Source organism: Desulfomonilaceae bacterium (assembly GCA_041662605.1).
Classification (GTDB): Bacteria; Desulfobacterota; Desulfomonilia; order Desulfomonilales; family Desulfomonilaceae; genus CAJBEZ01.
The window spans coordinates 16,859-33,626 of record JBAZSD010000035.1; the positions used below are offsets into that span (position 1 = coordinate 16,859).

17 protein-coding genes are annotated in these 16,768 nt (G+C 46.5%); 10 read left to right on the forward strand and 7 right to left on the reverse strand.

The features are described 5' to 3' along the window. Positions 1–3 precede the first annotated feature (3 nt). Positions 4–1,206 (reverse strand): bifunctional phosphopantothenoylcysteine decarboxylase/phosphopantothenate--cysteine ligase CoaBC, encoded by a 1,203-nt coding sequence (coaBC, locus tag WC647_18370; GenBank protein MFA6224269.1) that lies wholly within the window; start codon positions 1,204–1,206, stop codon positions 4–6. Positions 1,207–1,461: 255 nt separating this feature from the next. Here coaBC and WC647_18375 point away from each other — a divergent pair, with 255 nt between their 5' ends. Continuing rightward, positions 1,462–1,740, forward strand: coding sequence for a hypothetical protein (locus tag WC647_18375; GenBank protein MFA6224270.1), 279 nt, complete (start codon positions 1,462–1,464; stop codon positions 1,738–1,740). Here WC647_18375 and lon read toward each other — a convergent pair. Beyond that, the gene (gene lon, locus WC647_18380) at positions 1,729–3,777 is read right to left on the reverse strand and encodes an endopeptidase La (GenBank protein ID MFA6224271.1); all 2,049 of its coding nucleotides are present in this window, start codon (positions 3,775–3,777) and stop codon (positions 1,729–1,731) included. The genes WC647_18375 and lon overlap by 12 nt on opposite strands. A gap of 398 nt (positions 3,778–4,175) precedes the next feature. Here lon and WC647_18385 point away from each other — a divergent pair, with 398 nt between their 5' ends. The 4 genes from WC647_18385 to WC647_18400 all read left to right on the forward strand — a co-directional run bounded on the left by WC647_18385 (position 4,176) and on the right by WC647_18400 (position 6,719). Further along, positions 4,176–4,355, forward strand: a complete 180-nt coding sequence (locus tag WC647_18385; protein MFA6224272.1) for a hypothetical protein — start codon at positions 4,176–4,178, stop codon at positions 4,353–4,355. 86 nt (positions 4,356–4,441) lie between these two features. After that, a complete protein-coding gene (locus WC647_18390) occupies positions 4,442–4,759 on the forward strand; it encodes a hypothetical protein (protein MFA6224273.1) in 318 nt (105 codons plus the stop codon). Between the two features lie 39 nt (positions 4,760–4,798). Then, on the forward strand, positions 4,799–5,869 hold the full coding sequence (locus tag WC647_18395; protein MFA6224274.1) for a sulfite exporter TauE/SafE family protein: 1,071 nt from the start codon (positions 4,799–4,801) through the stop codon (positions 5,867–5,869). Beyond that, complete coding sequence (locus tag WC647_18400) at positions 5,862–6,719, forward strand: universal stress protein (protein MFA6224275.1); 858 nt, start codon at positions 5,862–5,864, stop codon at positions 6,717–6,719. Before WC647_18395 ends, WC647_18400 begins: the two co-directional genes overlap by 8 nt. Positions 6,720–6,764: 45 nt before the next feature. Here WC647_18400 and WC647_18405 read toward each other — a convergent pair whose 3' ends face one another. Together WC647_18405 and WC647_18410 are read right to left on the reverse strand one after the other, a co-directional pair. After that, complete coding sequence (locus WC647_18405) at positions 6,765–8,126, reverse strand: sigma-54 dependent transcriptional regulator (protein ID MFA6224276.1); 1,362 nt, start codon at positions 8,124–8,126, stop codon at positions 6,765–6,767. Then, positions 8,099–9,559, reverse strand: coding sequence for an ATP-binding protein (locus WC647_18410; GenBank protein ID MFA6224277.1), 1,461 nt, complete (start codon positions 9,557–9,559; stop codon positions 8,099–8,101). Before WC647_18410 ends, WC647_18405 begins: the two co-directional genes overlap by 28 nt. A 456-nt stretch (positions 9,560–10,015) precedes the next feature. Between WC647_18410 and WC647_18415 the strand changes: the two genes are divergently transcribed. From WC647_18415 to WC647_18430, 4 genes are all read left to right on the forward strand, one after another. Next, the gene (locus WC647_18415) at positions 10,016–10,717 is read left to right on the forward strand and encodes a hypothetical protein (protein MFA6224278.1); all 702 of its coding nucleotides are present in this window, start codon (positions 10,016–10,018) and stop codon (positions 10,715–10,717) included. Between the two features lie 452 nt (positions 10,718–11,169). Then, on the forward strand, positions 11,170–13,116 hold the full coding sequence (locus WC647_18420; GenBank protein ID MFA6224279.1) for a bifunctional DNA primase/polymerase: 1,947 nt from the start codon (positions 11,170–11,172) through the stop codon (positions 13,114–13,116). 867 nt (positions 13,117–13,983) lie between these two features. Next, positions 13,984–14,250, forward strand: a complete 267-nt coding sequence (locus WC647_18425) for a type II toxin-antitoxin system HicA family toxin (protein MFA6224280.1) — start codon at positions 13,984–13,986, stop codon at positions 14,248–14,250. Further along, the gene (locus WC647_18430) at positions 14,237–14,581 is read left to right on the forward strand and encodes a type II toxin-antitoxin system HicB family antitoxin (GenBank protein MFA6224281.1); all 345 of its coding nucleotides are present in this window, start codon (positions 14,237–14,239) and stop codon (positions 14,579–14,581) included. Before WC647_18425 ends, WC647_18430 begins: the two co-directional genes overlap by 14 nt. Before the next feature lie 639 nt (positions 14,582–15,220). Here the strand turns inward: WC647_18430 and nadS are convergent. Both nadS and WC647_18440 read right to left on the reverse strand, forming a co-directional pair. Next, positions 15,221–15,535, reverse strand: coding sequence for a NadS family protein (nadS, locus tag WC647_18435; GenBank protein MFA6224282.1), 315 nt, complete (start codon positions 15,533–15,535; stop codon positions 15,221–15,223). Continuing rightward, on the reverse strand, positions 15,532–15,876 hold the full coding sequence (locus tag WC647_18440; GenBank protein MFA6224283.1) for a type II toxin-antitoxin system RelE/ParE family toxin: 345 nt from the start codon (positions 15,874–15,876) through the stop codon (positions 15,532–15,534). The genes nadS and WC647_18440 overlap by 4 nt, the downstream gene beginning before the upstream one ends. A gap of 338 nt (positions 15,877–16,214) precedes the next feature. Here WC647_18440 and WC647_18445 point away from each other — a divergent pair, with 338 nt between their 5' ends. Beyond that, on the forward strand, positions 16,215–16,409 hold the full coding sequence (locus WC647_18445) for a hypothetical protein (GenBank protein MFA6224284.1): 195 nt from the start codon (positions 16,215–16,217) through the stop codon (positions 16,407–16,409). Positions 16,410–16,584: 175 nt separating this feature from the next. On the opposite strand, the gene WC647_18450 is transcribed toward WC647_18445, so the two are convergent. Next, on the reverse strand, positions 16,585–16,768 hold a 184-nt coding region (locus WC647_18450; protein ID MFA6224285.1), incomplete at its 5' end, for a hypothetical protein.

Below are 16,768 nucleotides of genomic sequence, written 5' to 3' on the forward strand. Positions count from 1 at the left end.
CGATTAACGTCTGCGGCTGTTGGCCCTTATTTCGATGGCCCGGTTGAGAATCTGATCAGCGACATCTTCCTTGGACATGAGAGAGAGCTGTTCGTCCTCTCCCGTCCGAAATAATAGTCGAACTATGTTTGTGTCGCAATCAAACCCTGCTCCCGGCTGGCTGACGTCGTTGAGGACGAGCATATCCACGTTCTTCTTCTTGAGTTTGATCCTTGCGTTTTCAATCGGATCAATGGTCTCAGCGGCGAAGCCTACCAGCACCTGATCCGGCCATTTCTTGCCCCCAAGAGCGGCTAGGATGTCAGGATTACGAATAAGGTTCATGGTAGGTTCCAAATCACCTTTCTTCATTTTTTCCCGGTGAACAAACTCAGGCCTGAAATCTGCTACGGCAGCGGCTTTGAACACCATGTCAGATTCATTAAATAACCCAAGGACCTTTTCCATCATTTCTGAAGCGGTTCTCACCTGAATGTGATCTACCCCCAAGGGCGCAGTGACCTTCAACGGTCCTGAAACCAGAGACACCTTGGCTCCTCGCGCAAGAGCCCGCCGGGCTATAGCCACGCCCATCTTACCCGAAGAACGATTTGTGAGGAACCGAACAGGGTCAAGAGGTTCCTCCGTAGGACCAGCGGTGACTAATACTCGTAATCCGTCCATGTCGCGTGGAGCCAGTCTGCGTTCGACTTCCCGGAATATGTCTTCAGGCTCGGGCATTCGCCCTTCCCCTGTCCAGCCACATGCCAGATCTCCTTTTTCAGGGGCCATCACATGGTAACCGAAGGTGATCAAGCGTTCCAGATTGGCTCTGAGGATGGGATTATTATACATGTTTATGTTCATCGCCGGGCAGATCAGTACAGGCTTGTTAAAAGCCATCATTACGGTAGTCAGCATGTCATCGGCGATACCATTGGCCAATTTGCCTATGAAGTTAGCGGTCGCTGGAGTAATGACGGCCATCCTGGCGGAGTCGGCCAAAGTAATATGCTCTACCGCCGGTCTGTCACGCTCTCCCCACATGTCCATGCGTACAGGATTGCCACTTAAAGTGGCGAGAGTCATAGGCGTAACAAATTCTGTCGCCGCTCGGGTCATGACAACGTGCACATTCATGCCCGCCTTGACCATTAGACGTACTAAAAGTGGAGTTTTATAAGCCGCTATTCCACCTGTGATTCCGATCAGGACGGATGAACTCATGACTTGTCCTCTACAACAATGTGACCAAATCGGATTATGGTCGCCTATCGAGCGCTATCTGAGTTTCATATCAATGAAAATAGTATAGCTTGGATCAGGCAGGTTAACAATATCTGGAGCCCATAAGCCAGCTCAATACCCGTATAGATGACAGAAATAGTTTTGGCCCATAGGTAGATATTTTTATAAATTGTGACTCGTCTTACATTATTGTTTATGAACAACGTGGATTGACTATTCAACAGGAGAAGTAAAATGCGGGACAAACCTAAGGATCAAGGCGCTGGAATACTGAAATCCATGAGAGAGTTCCTCCTGGGATTTACCGGGTATGAGCATTCCGTGACGGCGCTGAAGCAAAAGGCGGCTCTGGACAATTTGATGACGCTGATTTTTTTTGGGGACTTAATCGGTCTGCCGATTATCAAGCCCTATTACGCGTTGCACATGCTTCCTCACGTCTTTCCGCGTCTGGAAGGGTGGAAACGGTCAATGATGAGGGAACGAGATTGGACCGACTGGTCATTTGATTAAGGAGCCTGTGTCATATACCTTCGGTTCCTGAATCGGATCCAGAACAACTTTAATAATGCCGGGGATGTCCGCCGCCAGGGCAAACTCTAATCCGTTCTTCACTTGATCCGGAAGGTTTTCAATGTCCGCGCTATTTGATTCTGGGAACACAACTGTATTTACTCCAGCCCTTTGAGCGGCCAGACTCTTCTCTCTGATGCCGCTGACAGGGAGTATCCTTCCGCTCAATGTTATTTCTCCGCTTAGAGCTACATTGCGTCTTGCCGGACGACCCGTTAGCAGTGATATAAGCGCACACGCAATAGTGACTCCCGCCGAAGGGCCATCTTTGGGTATCGCTCCTGCCGGAATGTGGATATGGATATCCGTCTGAGAAAAAAAGTCGGGATCAATGTCGAAGGTTTCAGCATTACTGCGGACATAGCTTAGAGCCGTCTGTGCGGACTCCCGTAGAATGTCTCCCAGGGATCCGGTAAGTATCAACTGTTGAGTCCCCTTCATCTTGGCCGCTTCTACAAAAATGATTTCTCCTCCGAATTCCGTCCATACCAGGCCTGTGGTAACCCCAACCTGATTGGCGGCCTCAGCGGCTTCGTGCCGGTAGCGTCTCGGTCCAAGAAATTGGGGAATCATTGGTTCATCAACTTTAGACGGGAGACGATCTTTTCCTTCCTGAAGATAAATCAATGCCAACTTCCTGCACACATTCGCTATTTCGCGCTCCAGATTGCGCAGTCCGGCCTCCCTGGTATAATCCCCGATGATCAAGGAAACAGCCTCATCAGTGAATTGTGTCTCTTGTCCGGCCAGTCCCGAATCGTTAAGTTGTCTCGGTATCAAGTAGTCGTGAGCGATACGCATTTTCTCGTGTTCTGTATAGCCTGAGAAAGTGATGACCTCTAATCGGTCCAGAAGCGCAGCCGGTAAATTTTCCACGACGTTGGCCGTGGCTATGAACATCACCGACGACAGATCAAAAGGCACATCCAGGTAATGGTCTCTGAAATTGCGATTCTGCTCAGGGTCGAGAATTTCGAGAAGCGCGGAGGCAGGATCTCCACGGAAATCCTGCCCGATCTTGTCTATCTCGTCGAGCATAAAAACAGGATTTTTCAGCCCCAAATTTCTTATTTCGCCAATTATACGTCCGGGCATAGCCCCCACATATGTCCTGCGGTGCCCCCTCAGTTCAGCTTCATCTCGAAGGCCCGCCATTGATATTCTGGCGAATTTGCGTTCCATAGCTTCGGCTATGGCCTGACCGATAGATGTTTTTCCAGTTCCGGGAGGACCGGCGAAACATAATACGGGACCTCGCGTTATCTGGGCGTGCAGTTTCTTTTCCAGGATTCTCTTGACCGCGCCCCTTAGGTCATCCAACTTGTAAGGCTTAGGCAAATAGTATGCCGCTCCTTTAGTAAACGCGTCAACAGCGGAATCAACGGTGGCATGCCCGGTAACAAGCATGATTTCTGTCCGGGGCGCCGCCTTCTTGATATTCTCCACAAGCTGAATCCCGTCCATCTTGTCCATTTTCAGATCAGTAATGATAAGGTCAAACTCCTGGACCTTAACTCTCTCAAACGCTTCCACTCCGTTTGAGGCTGTCCAAACTGTATGTCCCTCCCTTACAATCACTCTCTCTATATTCTGCCGCGCCATCTCTTCGTCATCAACGACCAGTATCCTGAAACCCTTTCTATTCCTAAGAGTTCGAACGGCGAGAAATTCCAGAACACGTTCTTTGGCCACCTGAAGACCGTAATGTTGACGTTCCAATATGGCCCGAGCCCGCGTTAGATCCAGATTATCGTCAGTGTATATGTTCCAGGGTAAAGCGATTAGATATTCAATATAATTGTGACCGATGGCAAATTCGGCCGCGGATGGATCAGTTTTCTCGAGCCGTTCCAGTTCTTTTATAGCTACTGACGCAACTTTCTCCGGCAAACGGGCTGACTCAAGAGTATTTCTCAAATCTATCAATTCTTGGGGAACAGAAGTTCGTTCTTCCTGATTCTTCTTGAAAAACCCCATGTTTCACCATTCCCTGCAGCTAACTGATTTTGTCGAGTGTTGCATTATAGCCGCAATGCGGCGGACCGGCAACGACAACTCAATAAGAAGCGAATCTAATAGCGTCTTTTCATAAGCGCGCCCAACATTCGGCAATTTGTTGCGAGACAGCAGGTCTGTTGCACAGCGCAACAGTCATGATTACCCCGAAATATGGCTTCCATTAGCTGATATCCTGGTTAGTCCACTATTCGAGGCTTTATAGTTGCGAATCGCAACGCACCATGAATCGCTCATCGAAAGGCATTGTTCCATTTTGCAGTGATACTTCAGTTACTTATATGTATTCACAATAGTGGCACATATCTTGATAGAGAGAAGTCACAAGGCAAAATTTCAGCCTGAATGGAGGAAATAAGATGAGAACTTGGCTACAAAAACTCGAAAGAATGGCGGCGGCCGTAGCTTTCGCAGAAGAGGGCGAATGGCAGATGGCCAGCGGTATTCTCCAGGACTCTGAAAAAAGACCGGCGGCAAGGGACACTGACAAGAAGGATCGGCCCAGACCAAGAACGAGGGAACGATCACTCAGGGCATAATTCTGCGTTCCTGCAGATTTGAACAAGGCTGCACCGACGAATGTCGTTGATCAGGAATAACGTTTAGGAATATCAGGAGTAGAAATATGGCGGCAAAGACTGAAGTAAAGAAGAAAAAGATTATTGTACGGACCCTAATGTACGGGGCTATAACCGCAGCTTTATACGCAGCTGTTTTCTCGTTCGCCAATCCCGTAACCGAACTGTTTGCTCGTGGCGGTATTTATGCGGCATTGCCTATCGCGACAGTGTTCGTGTTCTCGTTCGCTCATGGGGCATTTTCAAGCAACTTGTGGTCTGCTGTAGGCATTGACGCCATTACGACACAAACAGCTAAGCGACCGGCAGTTTCTGCGCCTCGAGCGACTCGGAGACCACGAGCCCGTTTAAGAATGAACGCTTAGTTGGACCTGTTAATACAGTTTGACTGAAAGGAGTTGGAAATGACCGATCACGTCCTAGACGCCGCAAAATTCATAGATCTTACTTGGATGAATGTGTCGTATTTATTCATAGTTGGCTTCATCGGAGGCTTGGTGAGCGGATTTATCGGATCCGGCGGAGCCTTTGTTTTGACTCCCGCCATGATGAGTCTTGGGGTACCGGGCGCAGTAGCTGTGGCGACCAACATGTGTCATAAATTTCCCAAGGCCATGGTCGGAGCGTACAAGCGGTATAAGTACGGACAGGTAGATCTTAAACTTGGAGTTGTAATGGCGGTCTCCGCTACGGTCGGAGTTCAGATAGGCATTAAAATTCAGGAATATGTTCTTTCCAAATGGGGAGAGTCTGGTTCCAATCTCTACGTAAGCCTGTCATTCGTATTGGTGCTCATTGTCGTGGGCGGCTATGTTTTCTACGACGCCTGGAAGACTTCTTCTTCAGAAGGTGCAGACCCCGTACCGAAGTTCGCCAAACGCCTTCAGGCCATAAATCTCCCACCAATGATCCACTTCAAGACCGCTAACTTAACAATATCGTTGTGGTTCACCATTCCGGTCGGCCTTATGACCGGCATGCTGGCGGCCACTATTGCGGTTGGTGGCTTCATAGGGGTTCCCGGTATGATTTATGTTGTCGGGGCTTCCGGACTAATATCATCAGCTTCCGAGTTGGTCATTGCGTTCATAATGGGGTTTGGCGGAACGGTAAAGTGGGCGATGGCCGGAATGGTCGACATAAGGCTTACTCTCATAATTCTTGCTGGTTCGCTTATAGGTGTTCAGCTTGGAGCTATAGGTACCACTTATGTCAAAGAGCACATGATAAAAGTGGTTATGGGAACCATAATGCTAGTCGTCGCAGTTAGCAGGGCTTTAGCGATTCCACGATATTTGACACAACTGGGTATGATGTCTACCGATAAGGGAGTATTAAACATCCTAGACATGGTGAGTTTCGCGACAATGTGTTTGGCCTTGGCAATCGGAGCCGTGATAATTCTCGGCAGCATGCTCAAAGGAAGACGGGCGCAGTTCGCCGCCCAAACATCAGAATCATACGAACATGTTTAAGAAAATACTGGTAGCGGTTGATGGATCAGAATCCGGATTCCATGCTCTCCGCCAGGCGACCTCACTCGCAAGGGCGGAAAAAGGCGCCATCAAGATTATTTCGGTGGCGCCACCCCACGCAGGAGAATTAAGCCTTGTAGGTGTCCGTCAACACGTGAATGATATGATAATAGCGCCTCACCGGAAAGCTCTGGATGAGGCGCTTGAAATTTCTGAGCCTTATGGTGTTCCGGCGCGGACAATCCTTGAAGTCGGAGAGCCTCCCGACAAAATAGTCGAAACAGCGGATGAAACCCACAGTGACTTGATAGTAGTGGGCCTAAGAGGGAGAAATCCGGCCAAGACCTTGCTCATGGGAAGTATAGCCGCCAGGGTAATTGGATTTAGCGAAGTTGACGTTCTCGCTGTTCCGTCGAAGTCAGAGATTAACCTCGACCGAATCCTTGTCGCAGTGGACGGTTCGCGTTCAGCCGAAAGGGCGGCGTCAGTCGCATTCCAGTTGAGAGAATCTTACGGATCCGCTCTTTTTGTATTATCCGTCGCGAACATTCCGTCCCACCTTTATGGCCTTGACCCCGAGCTTGCTGATCGAATGTTGAAAGAAGCCAGGCAAGTTCTGGATCAATTTAGGACCGGATCTCAGTCTCAAGAATCAAATGTTCCCATTGATCTATTACTGCGAGAAGGGGAACCGGCTGAATGCATAAATCAGGTGGCCATGGACAAAAAAGTCGGTATGATAATAATAGGATCGCACGGAAGAACCGGCCTGAAAAGGCTACTCATGGGAAGTGTAGCGGAAAGAGTCCTTGGGCATGCGCCCTGCCCCGTCCTTGTCACAAAATCCTAATTCACTCACAAAAGAACATCTAGTGAACCCGGCCCATTGAGATCTTTACTCAAGGCCGTATCTCTTTATCTTACGCCAAAGAGATACCCTGTCGATTCCGAGGGTCTCGGCAGCCAGAGTTTTGTTTCCTCCGCTCTCCACCAGCACCTGTTTTATATATCTTATCTCCTGCTCTTCAAGTGTTGGAAAAGCGCCGTCCTTACGCCTGTAGGTTGTAATCTGGAAATCTCTTATATCGTCAGGGAGGTGTTTTTCATCAATCACCCCTTCAGTTGATAAGGCGATTCCTCGTTCTATGATATTTTCAAGCTCACGGACATTGCCTGGGAAATCATAATTCCTCAAGGTTTCAAGAACCTCTTTGGACAACGTCGGCACATCACGTCGCATCAACTTTGAATGCTTCTCCAGGAAAAACTGGGCAAGTAACGGTATATCATTCTTACGGGCCGCCAATGGAGGCAGGTCCAGCGACACGACGTTCAGACGGTAATAAAGGTCCTTTCTAAATTCTTTGGAAAGGACGGCGTCCTGGATGTTTCTATTTGTAGCCGCGATAATGCGGACATCCACATTGATGACAGACGTTCCACCTACCCTCATAAGTTGCCTTTCCTGTATTACCCTTAGCAGCTTTGCCTGCATGTTGGTGGACATCTCGGTAATTTCGTCGAGAAATAAGGTTCCTCCATTCGCCATTTCGATCAAACCGGGTTTACTGATATGGGCGCCGGTAAACGCTCCCTTTTCATGACCGAAAAGTTCGTTAGTCAGCAACTCTTCATTGAATGTCCCACAATTGACCGCCATCAAGGTGGATGAACTTCTTGAACTGTGTTCATGGACAAAGCGGGCCATCAACTCTTTTCCCGTTCCCGATTCACCAGTTATTAAAACATTGCAATCAGTCGGAGCTACCTGTCTGGCGGTTTCCAGGATCTTCAACATTGCGGGATCTTTGGTGATTATCTTGACCTGCCCTATTTCCTGCAATTTCTTAAGTTCCTGTTTAAGATGCAGGTTCTCTTCTCGCAATCGAATTTTTTCTATGGCCTCAGCGACTATTTTACGAGCCGAGTCTATCCGATAGGGTTTTGACACATAGTGATAGGCTCCCTTTTTCATCGCGTCGATCGCCGAATCGACAGTGGCGTACCCGGTAATCATTATGACTTCTACATGAGGATGTTTCTTACGGCATTCATCCAAGATCTGCATGCCGTCCACTTTCTCCATTTTAAGATCGGTAAGAACCACATCAAAAGTATCTGTTCGGACAGCGTTAAGACCTTTGGGCCCGCTGTCGGCAGTGACAATTTCGTAACCCTGCTTCTTGAGGATATGTTCCAAGTTAGAAAGCGCCAGTTCCTCATCGTCTATTATGAGGATTCTCGGGGGATTGTGCATTCTACGGGCTCCGCGGCTGGAAGAGAAATAAAAAAGACAGTTCCTGTACCCGGGGAGCTTTCTACCCGGATAGTCCCTTTATGCCTGAGAATTATGTCGTGTGTAATAAAAAGTCCTAATCCAGTACCCTTCCCAACGTCTTTCGTCGTGAAAAAGGGGTCAAAAACCTTGGGAAGATTCTCATGAGATATGCCTTTGCCAGTATCTCTGATGCGTATCTTGACTTTCCCATCATTTGAGGTAAATGCTCTTATTCTTACTTCACCCTCACCTTGAATAGCCTGAAAAGCGTTTGATACCAGATTCATAATGGCCTGTTCGATTCTCTGCCTGTCGGCCATTATCCGAACCTTGGGATCTATATTGGTGGTTACCTGAACATTGGGGGGCTTGTGTCCCTGGACCAGAGCAAGAGCTTTCTCAATGAGTGTCTTTAGGTTCAGATTTTCGAGCGTAAATTCTTTACTCCGCGAAAATTCCAACAAATTCAAAACAATAGATCTGGCCCTTTCTACTTGATCCAGAACTTTCCTTAACAGGTTTCTCTGGAATTCACGATCCCCTTCATCCAGTTCTTCGAGCAAAATTTCACAGGAAGAAGAAATGTTTGATAAAGGATTGTTTATCTCGTGGGCCACGCCTGCAAGCATTGTCCCGAGTGAGGCAAGTTTCTTAGATTGGACAAGCTGTTCCTCCCTCTCTCTCAAACGCAAGGCCATACTGTTGAAAGACGTAAATATTTCACGGATCTCCTTTTCAGGCGGCAAATTTTCAATCGGCTCGAATTCACCTTTAGCTACGTCTTCGGCGCCCTTTTCGAGCAATTTTAGAGACCTGTTGACCTTGGCGAGAAAAAAGCCACCAATCGCCACAAAACCAAACCCCGCGACGGTTAGCCCCAAAAGCAGTAGTTTCAGAGTAACGTTCATCGTTTCCCGAATCGACTGTCTCTTCCGGGCGGCTAACTTCTCGGCAATAGTCAAAATGGACCCGCCGACCTTTCTCAAATTGCTTTCATAATCCGCCTTGGTCTCAGGAGAGTCTACACATTGTCCTTTACCTGCCAAATCGAAACATCCAGTCAGCAAGTTCTCATAAGCCTTTAGAGAATCCCTGAATTGCTCAGTCTCCCTTGGGCTGATAAGTTCCTCAATCTTCACCAAATTCTTATCAACCAAGGAGTTGATTCTAGCCAGATGATACAGGGCGGTTTTCAGGGACTGATCATCGCCATAAAGAAAATAGTTTTTCTCGAACCTTCTGATTTCTAAGGCGGCTTCTTCAAGCTTACTAACTTCTTCGAGATAACTTATCTTGACTTCAAGAGATTTCATGAAGTAGTAGCTGCCGATTATTACCGATGCCATAAACAGATAGACAGCGGCTACTCCTAGTATGACCTTGTGTCTTAGACTCAAAGAAGCGGGCAACATTGAGTTTACCTTGAAAACCTTTTTTGAGGTGGTTCGTTGAGAGAAGATTACCTTTTGTCGCAAATCGCAACGGGGTCGTCAGAAATGGGCGCCTAACTGCGCCAACAGGTATTCATGCCACCCAATTCGTAAATATATCTTCGGGTCCAAGCCACGGACGCTGATATAAAAACGCTTTCAGTAAAAGGATTCCGGCCCAAGCTACTTCACCAGTAGTCAGACTTCGGAACCTTTTCGTTGCTTACTGCAACACAAACTTCGTTATTGCAACAATATCATTATTCTACTATTTCCGGCTCTTGTCCACGAATTAATGTTCACAGCGAAGCAAGGCGCTACAACTGGTCTGACACGCCAAATGTAAATGGTATCTTTCAAGAATCCCCAAATTGAACAACATAATTTGAGATATGGCACGTATCTTGTATTAAATCGGTAGCCAGATCGGAGGGCGCTATGAAAAGAGTAAAAGACAAAATTACGGCGATGCTCAACGCGATAACCTTTGCCGAAGCGGATGAGCCCGATACCGCAATTAAATTTCTTAATTCAGATTCGTCAGAAGCTGAAGACATGGACCGCGCTGAAGAAGAACTATTGGGAGTTTACAGAAACTCTCAACCTCCTGTAGATCCGTTTGAGAAAAGCATGAGCGCTGCTGCCTTTGCCGAAGCCGGTGAATTTGGGGTGGCGCGTGAAATCTTAAATCCGGAGTCAAAACCTCATACTGTGTTGTTGGTAATTGAGAGGGACTCTCCAAACGCGAATGCAATTGAATATACCGTGAATCTTTGCAAGCGCATTGGAGCGATTATGGACGTGCTTATCACACCACCCCCCACTTTCGGAGAGAAAAGTACCAAAAACGCTCCTAATTGGTCTCCAGACGCGGGCAAGATCCTGGAGTTGACCCAATTCCTAAGATATAAGGAAGTCACTTTCCACATGTACATGCTCCAGGGTGATTTCGTCGAAAAACTGGGAGATTATGTGAGGAGCCACAAGGAAGTGACAACGGTTGTTTACGACTCCCCCCGTATCGAGGAGACCCACTCCAAAGACGACACGTGGCATAAGGTCCTGGATACTATCTGCACACGATTGTCTATCCCTCTGATCACTGTTTTCGACAAACGTCAAATGAAACTCGCCACCTGAGAACCATATCTTTCTGAGCTTGGCATTTTTTCGAAAAAATCGAGTCTGAATTCTTGATTCATTCTGACAATTCGTGGGGCGCCACACTTGAAATCATAGGTTTACCGGCAATTCGACTCAACCGGTTTGCGGGCAAAGTGTTCTGCGATCCATTTAAGGAAATCACCCTCCGTTTCGAAAAAGTATCCCGACAAGAATTCATTGGAAGCCTGTAATCCGTTCCAGCAGTTCTCATTGGGATATTCATCTTTATCACTCCAAGGAATCATTTCACGCAAACCGGTATAGATAGGCCCTATCCTGTAATAATCAAAGAAGCGGATGAAAATTACAGATATTTTGGGTTACTCTATATCAAACGGGGTCTTGAGTGAGAAAGGCAGAAACGAAAAGACCCACTTTCAGAGGTTTTAAATTCGGAATTTTCCGCAAAATAGGTAACAGACAAATCTATGAAAGACCATCTCAGACGAGAATATGATTATAATTGTTCGCCTAATATAGGGTCGACTCCACAGGTTAAATCGCTAGAGTCTCCCACAGGCGAGCTTTCGGAAAAACAATTAGCTGCTGAAGCGCTTCTCGCAAGGGGGTTTAGTGTCCTTCCCCTGTGGGGCGTCACGAAGGGAAAATGCGACTGCAATGTCTGGGGATGCGGCCACATTGGAAAACATCCGCACAAATTAGCTCCAAATGGATTCAAGAGCGCATCAAATAAACTCGACGACATTGACTCGTGGTGGGGCGAAAACCCTAACTGCAACATAGGGATCGCTATCGTCGACGGGATTATTGCAATTGATGTTGATAGCTATCAGGGCGCTAAGATCCTTCTGGAAGATCAGGGTAGACTCGGAACATTACCCAAAACCCTGACAAATCAAACGGGTAAAGGTTGTCACTTAATTTTTGGGGTTGATCCCGACGCCAAGATTACAAATTCAACACCGGCTCATTGGAACGACCATATACATCTTCGCGGTAACGGTACAGGCTACATTGTCGGACCCGGAAGCGCACATTATTCAGGATGGAAATACAAGTTTGTAGACCCGAATACCTCAATAGCGACACTTCCAAAAACGTGGGCTGATATGTTTATAAACGCGAAGACCGCTCCGGCTCCACAACCTGTCAATGGTAACGGTGACGCCAACGAAAAACTTAAAACGGACGAGGGTCGAAATAACGCCGTGTCGAAAGAAGTTTATAAATTACGGAAGATCGGTATTAGCGGGGAAGTGCTGTTTAAGGCAGCGCAACAGATAAACAGGCGCATTTGTCACCCACGGCATTTACTACCTGATTCAGTAATTCGGAGCATGTGCAGGTCTAAGGATAAAAATGTCACACCAGACCCTGTACGTGTTACCGCACCGGCGCCTGCGCTGATAGGCGATAAAAACAATCTACTCTCTCCTGGGAAGGCTGATGAATTTTTCTCGAATCATGGAATCAGTTGCGACGACCTTATGGCTCTCGATATTCCACCTATGAAATGGACCGTGGAAAAGATCCTGCCAGAGGGCCTGACCTTGTTTGTTGGCGCGCCTAAACTGGGGAAAAGCCTCTTCTGCCTGGACATATCAATAGTTGTCAGCAATGGAACAAAACTTTTTGGGGAATTTCAATCCCAATGCGGCGTGGTGTTATATCTGGCTCTTGAAGACGGCAACCGACGATTGCAATACAGAATTGATAAAATGACAGACAAATACTCGAATAGACTGAAATTATTTACCAAGTGGGCGCAAATTAACTCAACTGGCGAGTTTAACGCTATTGACCTCCTGGAACGGTTTTTAGACAAGGAACCAGAAACGAACCTTGTGATCGTAGACACAATAGGAAAATTGTCTTTAGAGAAAAAGACAACCAAAGACATCTACATTTCGGATGTTAAGCGACTCGAAGGCTTCCAGCAACTCGCGATTAAAAAAAATATAAGCATATTGGTTGTTCACCACACAAACAAAGGGGATCACAGAGACGAATACAACTCAGTTTCAGGCAGCAATGGTTTGTCTGGGACAGCAGATCAGCTTTGGAAGTTGGACAGGTCCGACCGCAATGAAAATGAGGCTACTCTATCAATAAGCGGGCGTGATGTTGAACCTATTAGAGCCGCACTGGAAATGGACCCTAATACCTTTACATGGAAGTGGTTGGGATGCGCTAAAGATCGAGATTCACGAAAAGCAGCGGATAAAATCCTGGATGTACTTCAAAATCAGGCAAAGCCGCTCAGCCATTCTAAAATAGGGGAACTAACAGACTTAAAAGCTGGAACAATCAAAGGAACAATATCGAGGCTGCGTGAAACAGGGAAAATCAGACAGGCGGTGGGTCGACCTGGACATTTCGTTCTTGCTCCTGGAGCGTCTATTGCGTATATGTAACCGCTTTCCTCTCTTTTCCCTTTGTTTCCAGAGGGTTAAACACGGTTACACTTCGGTTGCAAATGGTTACACATCCTTTTTTTGTAACCACTTCCCGATTTATCTCTATAATAACAGCTTGTTATGCTGTTTCAGGGCATTCGCACAGGTTGATGGGAACATGTAACCACCCTGTAACCCCTCTTAATATATTGATACTATTATATATTATTATACAACCGGTTACAAAGGGATAGTATATAATCAAAGTGATCAATGACAATAGAATCCACGACAGACCCGATGCGAAACATGAAAAACCCGGGGTTCCGCTCGCTTTGGTAGTTAATAGCGCCACCTCGAAGAAAACATCCCTCGATCCAGGCATGGCGTGACGGTATCACTTAAACTTATCTGTAAAAATAATCCTCTGGTCTATCCACTGAATTAATTCATCAAAAGCCATTTTGTTCTCGGCTATGGAAAGAGCCACATTCACAATTTTCTTGCTGGTAATATCTTTCAGATCTACTCAAATGTCGACGATGAATCTCTATGAGGTCGGAGAACTCCAGATACTTTATAACTTGGCTAGTTTCTTCCACGCTGACCGGTATTTTTTGAGAATGTTTTCAAGCATTTCATCTTGGGAAACTTTGTCATCGGCGTCTTGGTGGAAATGGTATTTCTCTGTTCAACATGACTTTCCTTGTTCTCCGATGTTTGTTTTCAAAAACTGGGGTGAGCTGAATGCCTTCTTTTCAAACATTATCAGCGTCCCACAATGTGTTTTCATACAAGAAGAGCGAACCCACAGCCATCAATTGGGAGAATTAAATTCATGTTCAGGATACTTGACAATGGTGTTCTTAAGTGACACCATAAAGCATGAATAGCAAACAGCGTCAAACACTGGAGGATGTTTTCTTTCACCCTGTCCGATCAGGAATCCGATGGGAGGATATCGAAAACCTGCTGATAGCTGTAGGCGCTACCATTAAAGAGGCGGAAGGCTCAAGAATAACTGTTACACTCAACGAAGTGTACGCCGTATTTCACAGGCCCCACCCTCGACCAACAACTGACAAGGGGGCCGTGAAAAGTGTAAGACGTTTCTTGATCAACGCGGGAGTGAGTCCAGATGAATATACTTAGGTACAAGGGGTATGTTGGAGTTTTCGATTTTGACCCTGAAGCCAAACTGTTTCATGGTGACGTAGTCGGCATCCGGGATGTGGTGACATTCCAAGGCCAGTCCGTGACGGAATTGGAGCAGGCGCTTAAAGACTCTGTGGACATCTATCTAAAGCTATGTAACGAGACAGGGAAGAAACCTGACAAGCCTTACTCTGGTGAAATTAAGCTCCGCCTAGGACAGGAACTTCATAGGGAGGTGGCTACCGCAGCAGCGCTGTCAGGTTTGAGCCTCAACGCATGGATGAAAAAGGCGCTTGAACGACAGGCTCAAGAAACTTTGGGAGAGTAGACTCAACCCTTCTCTTACTCGTTCTTCTGAACCAACTCAGCAATCGGAAACGAACCTTACCATGTTGACCTCGCCATAAAAACAAAATGAATTGATGTCTTATAACGTTCGGGGGCAAACATCATTTCAGCAGCTTCGTTTAACGGATTATTCCTTATGGCTGTTCTGGGGCGATTCAGCCATAGCCTTGCATACCCACCTGTGACGGCTCTGGCCTACGACCGCCGCCGTCACCTTCAAAACGAAATATGATTGTCAGGGAAACAGGGTATTCGGAAAAAAGTTTCTATAAATAAAAAGGCCCTTCAGGGCCTCGATGGCGTTCGCCATCCACCTCCAGTATTCTGGATTGAAATTAGGTTAGTTCAGGGGACTTAATAAGTCAAGAAATCAATCTTAATATCGGTCATCTGACCTTCGCAATGACATGGAATAACGACCAAGCAGATAATCAATTTAGTTTGGGCGCCTACCACGTTGCGTTGGCGGTCGCTCGACCAAAAAGTATTTTGGGGCAAATGGTATGTCGAAAAGTTCCGATTGATCCTCCAAGACCACCGCTAAACCCGGGACAAGTTATTAAACTCCGGAGGGAACAGATGGGACGCACTGACAAGGATTTAAAAAGACGGACATAAACTAACATCCTATTTGTTTTTTTCTTTTTTGCTTGACCACGTCCCAAACAATTTCAGGGTGATCTTCCGCTATCTGAAGCAATACTCTGGCTGGGCCCCTGGGCGTTCGACGCTTTTGTTCCCAGTTTTCCAAGGTACGGACACTGATCCCAAGCATAGTTGCAAAGTCGGATTGGGTGGCCCCCAGCTTGGATCTGATCGATTTAACGTCAGGCTTTTCTACCGTGAAGACTCGCGATGGCTCCATCTCTCCACGAATTATGGATCCGGCCTGATGTATACTTTCAAGAAGCTCCTGGAACATTGCTTCCTTCATGACAGCTCCGCTTTCGCAATTTTTCGTAAAGACTTCAGTTGTTCAGAAGTAAGATCGTCCTTATCGGTTTTGGAGTAAACGTAAATCATATAAATTAGGTCTCCCCTTAGAGCCCAACAATATATTACCCTTACGCCACCTCTTTTACCCTGTTTCCTGGAACCCCATCTTATCTTTCTAAGCCCTCCGGAATCCTGAATCATGACTCCAGCGTCTGGATATTTGGTGAGATGGGCTTGCAACGCTCGGTACTGGTCGTCCGGTAATAGATCCAAGATCGCCTTTGTGAAAATAGGGGTTTCGATGAATTCCATAATAGCCTTGGCTGAAAGGTACGCCATTGGCGTGAAGCTGTCAACAGCGTTAACATAAATATTTCAATAGTCGGTTCATTGTTATATCATCAGTCATCTCTCATCAGGCGGAAACATTGGCTGGACAATATCATAGGGACTACGGGGAATTGAAATGAAAGTTATTGCCGCCGCTCTAATCTTCACACTGCTGCCATTGGTAAGCTTCTCATCGGATCGAGACACTCAAATTCGGGACCACCGTTCATGATCGCTACGGGAACATCAATCGAACCGAGCAACGTGATGGCCGACAAAGGATTATCCGGGATCGCAGCGGAAATATTATTAAAACAGAAGAGGCCAATTGACAAAGGAGATTTGCTGTGAAGCGCTTAGGCTGTCTGATTGTGATATTACTGCTGGTATTCGTTTTAACCGGCTTGCAAGATGTCAGGGCTGATCAAGCCGATGAAGCTCGTAAAACTGGGCTAAAATATTACAACGGTGAGGGTGTCAAGCAGGATTATCAAGAGGCATCCAATAGCCTGAAAATATTCCGAGTTATTCATGTTAATTAAAGCCTGTCGGAATTCTCTAATCTGTTGTGCCGTTTCCATGATTCACCCCTGATTCTAAATTGTGATTTTCTATATTTTTTTAGACAACTGAAATGTAGTTTTAGGTCCGTGTGAAATGTGGCTTGAACAAAAGGTATGTTTCTAAAGGGTGAAATAAATTGCTGTTGTCAGAGAATTACTCTATTCTCAAATCCATTATGTCACACAAAATGTGGTGTCCACCTTTGACGATCTGTACTGGTTCAGCGGAAAATGGACAGAGGCCTCTTTTTCTTAGACAGTCGCTGGTGTGAATCGAGATTATATTCCGCCCTTCGGGCGGGGATTTTTTAGGCATCACAAGGTCTATCGTCCGATGA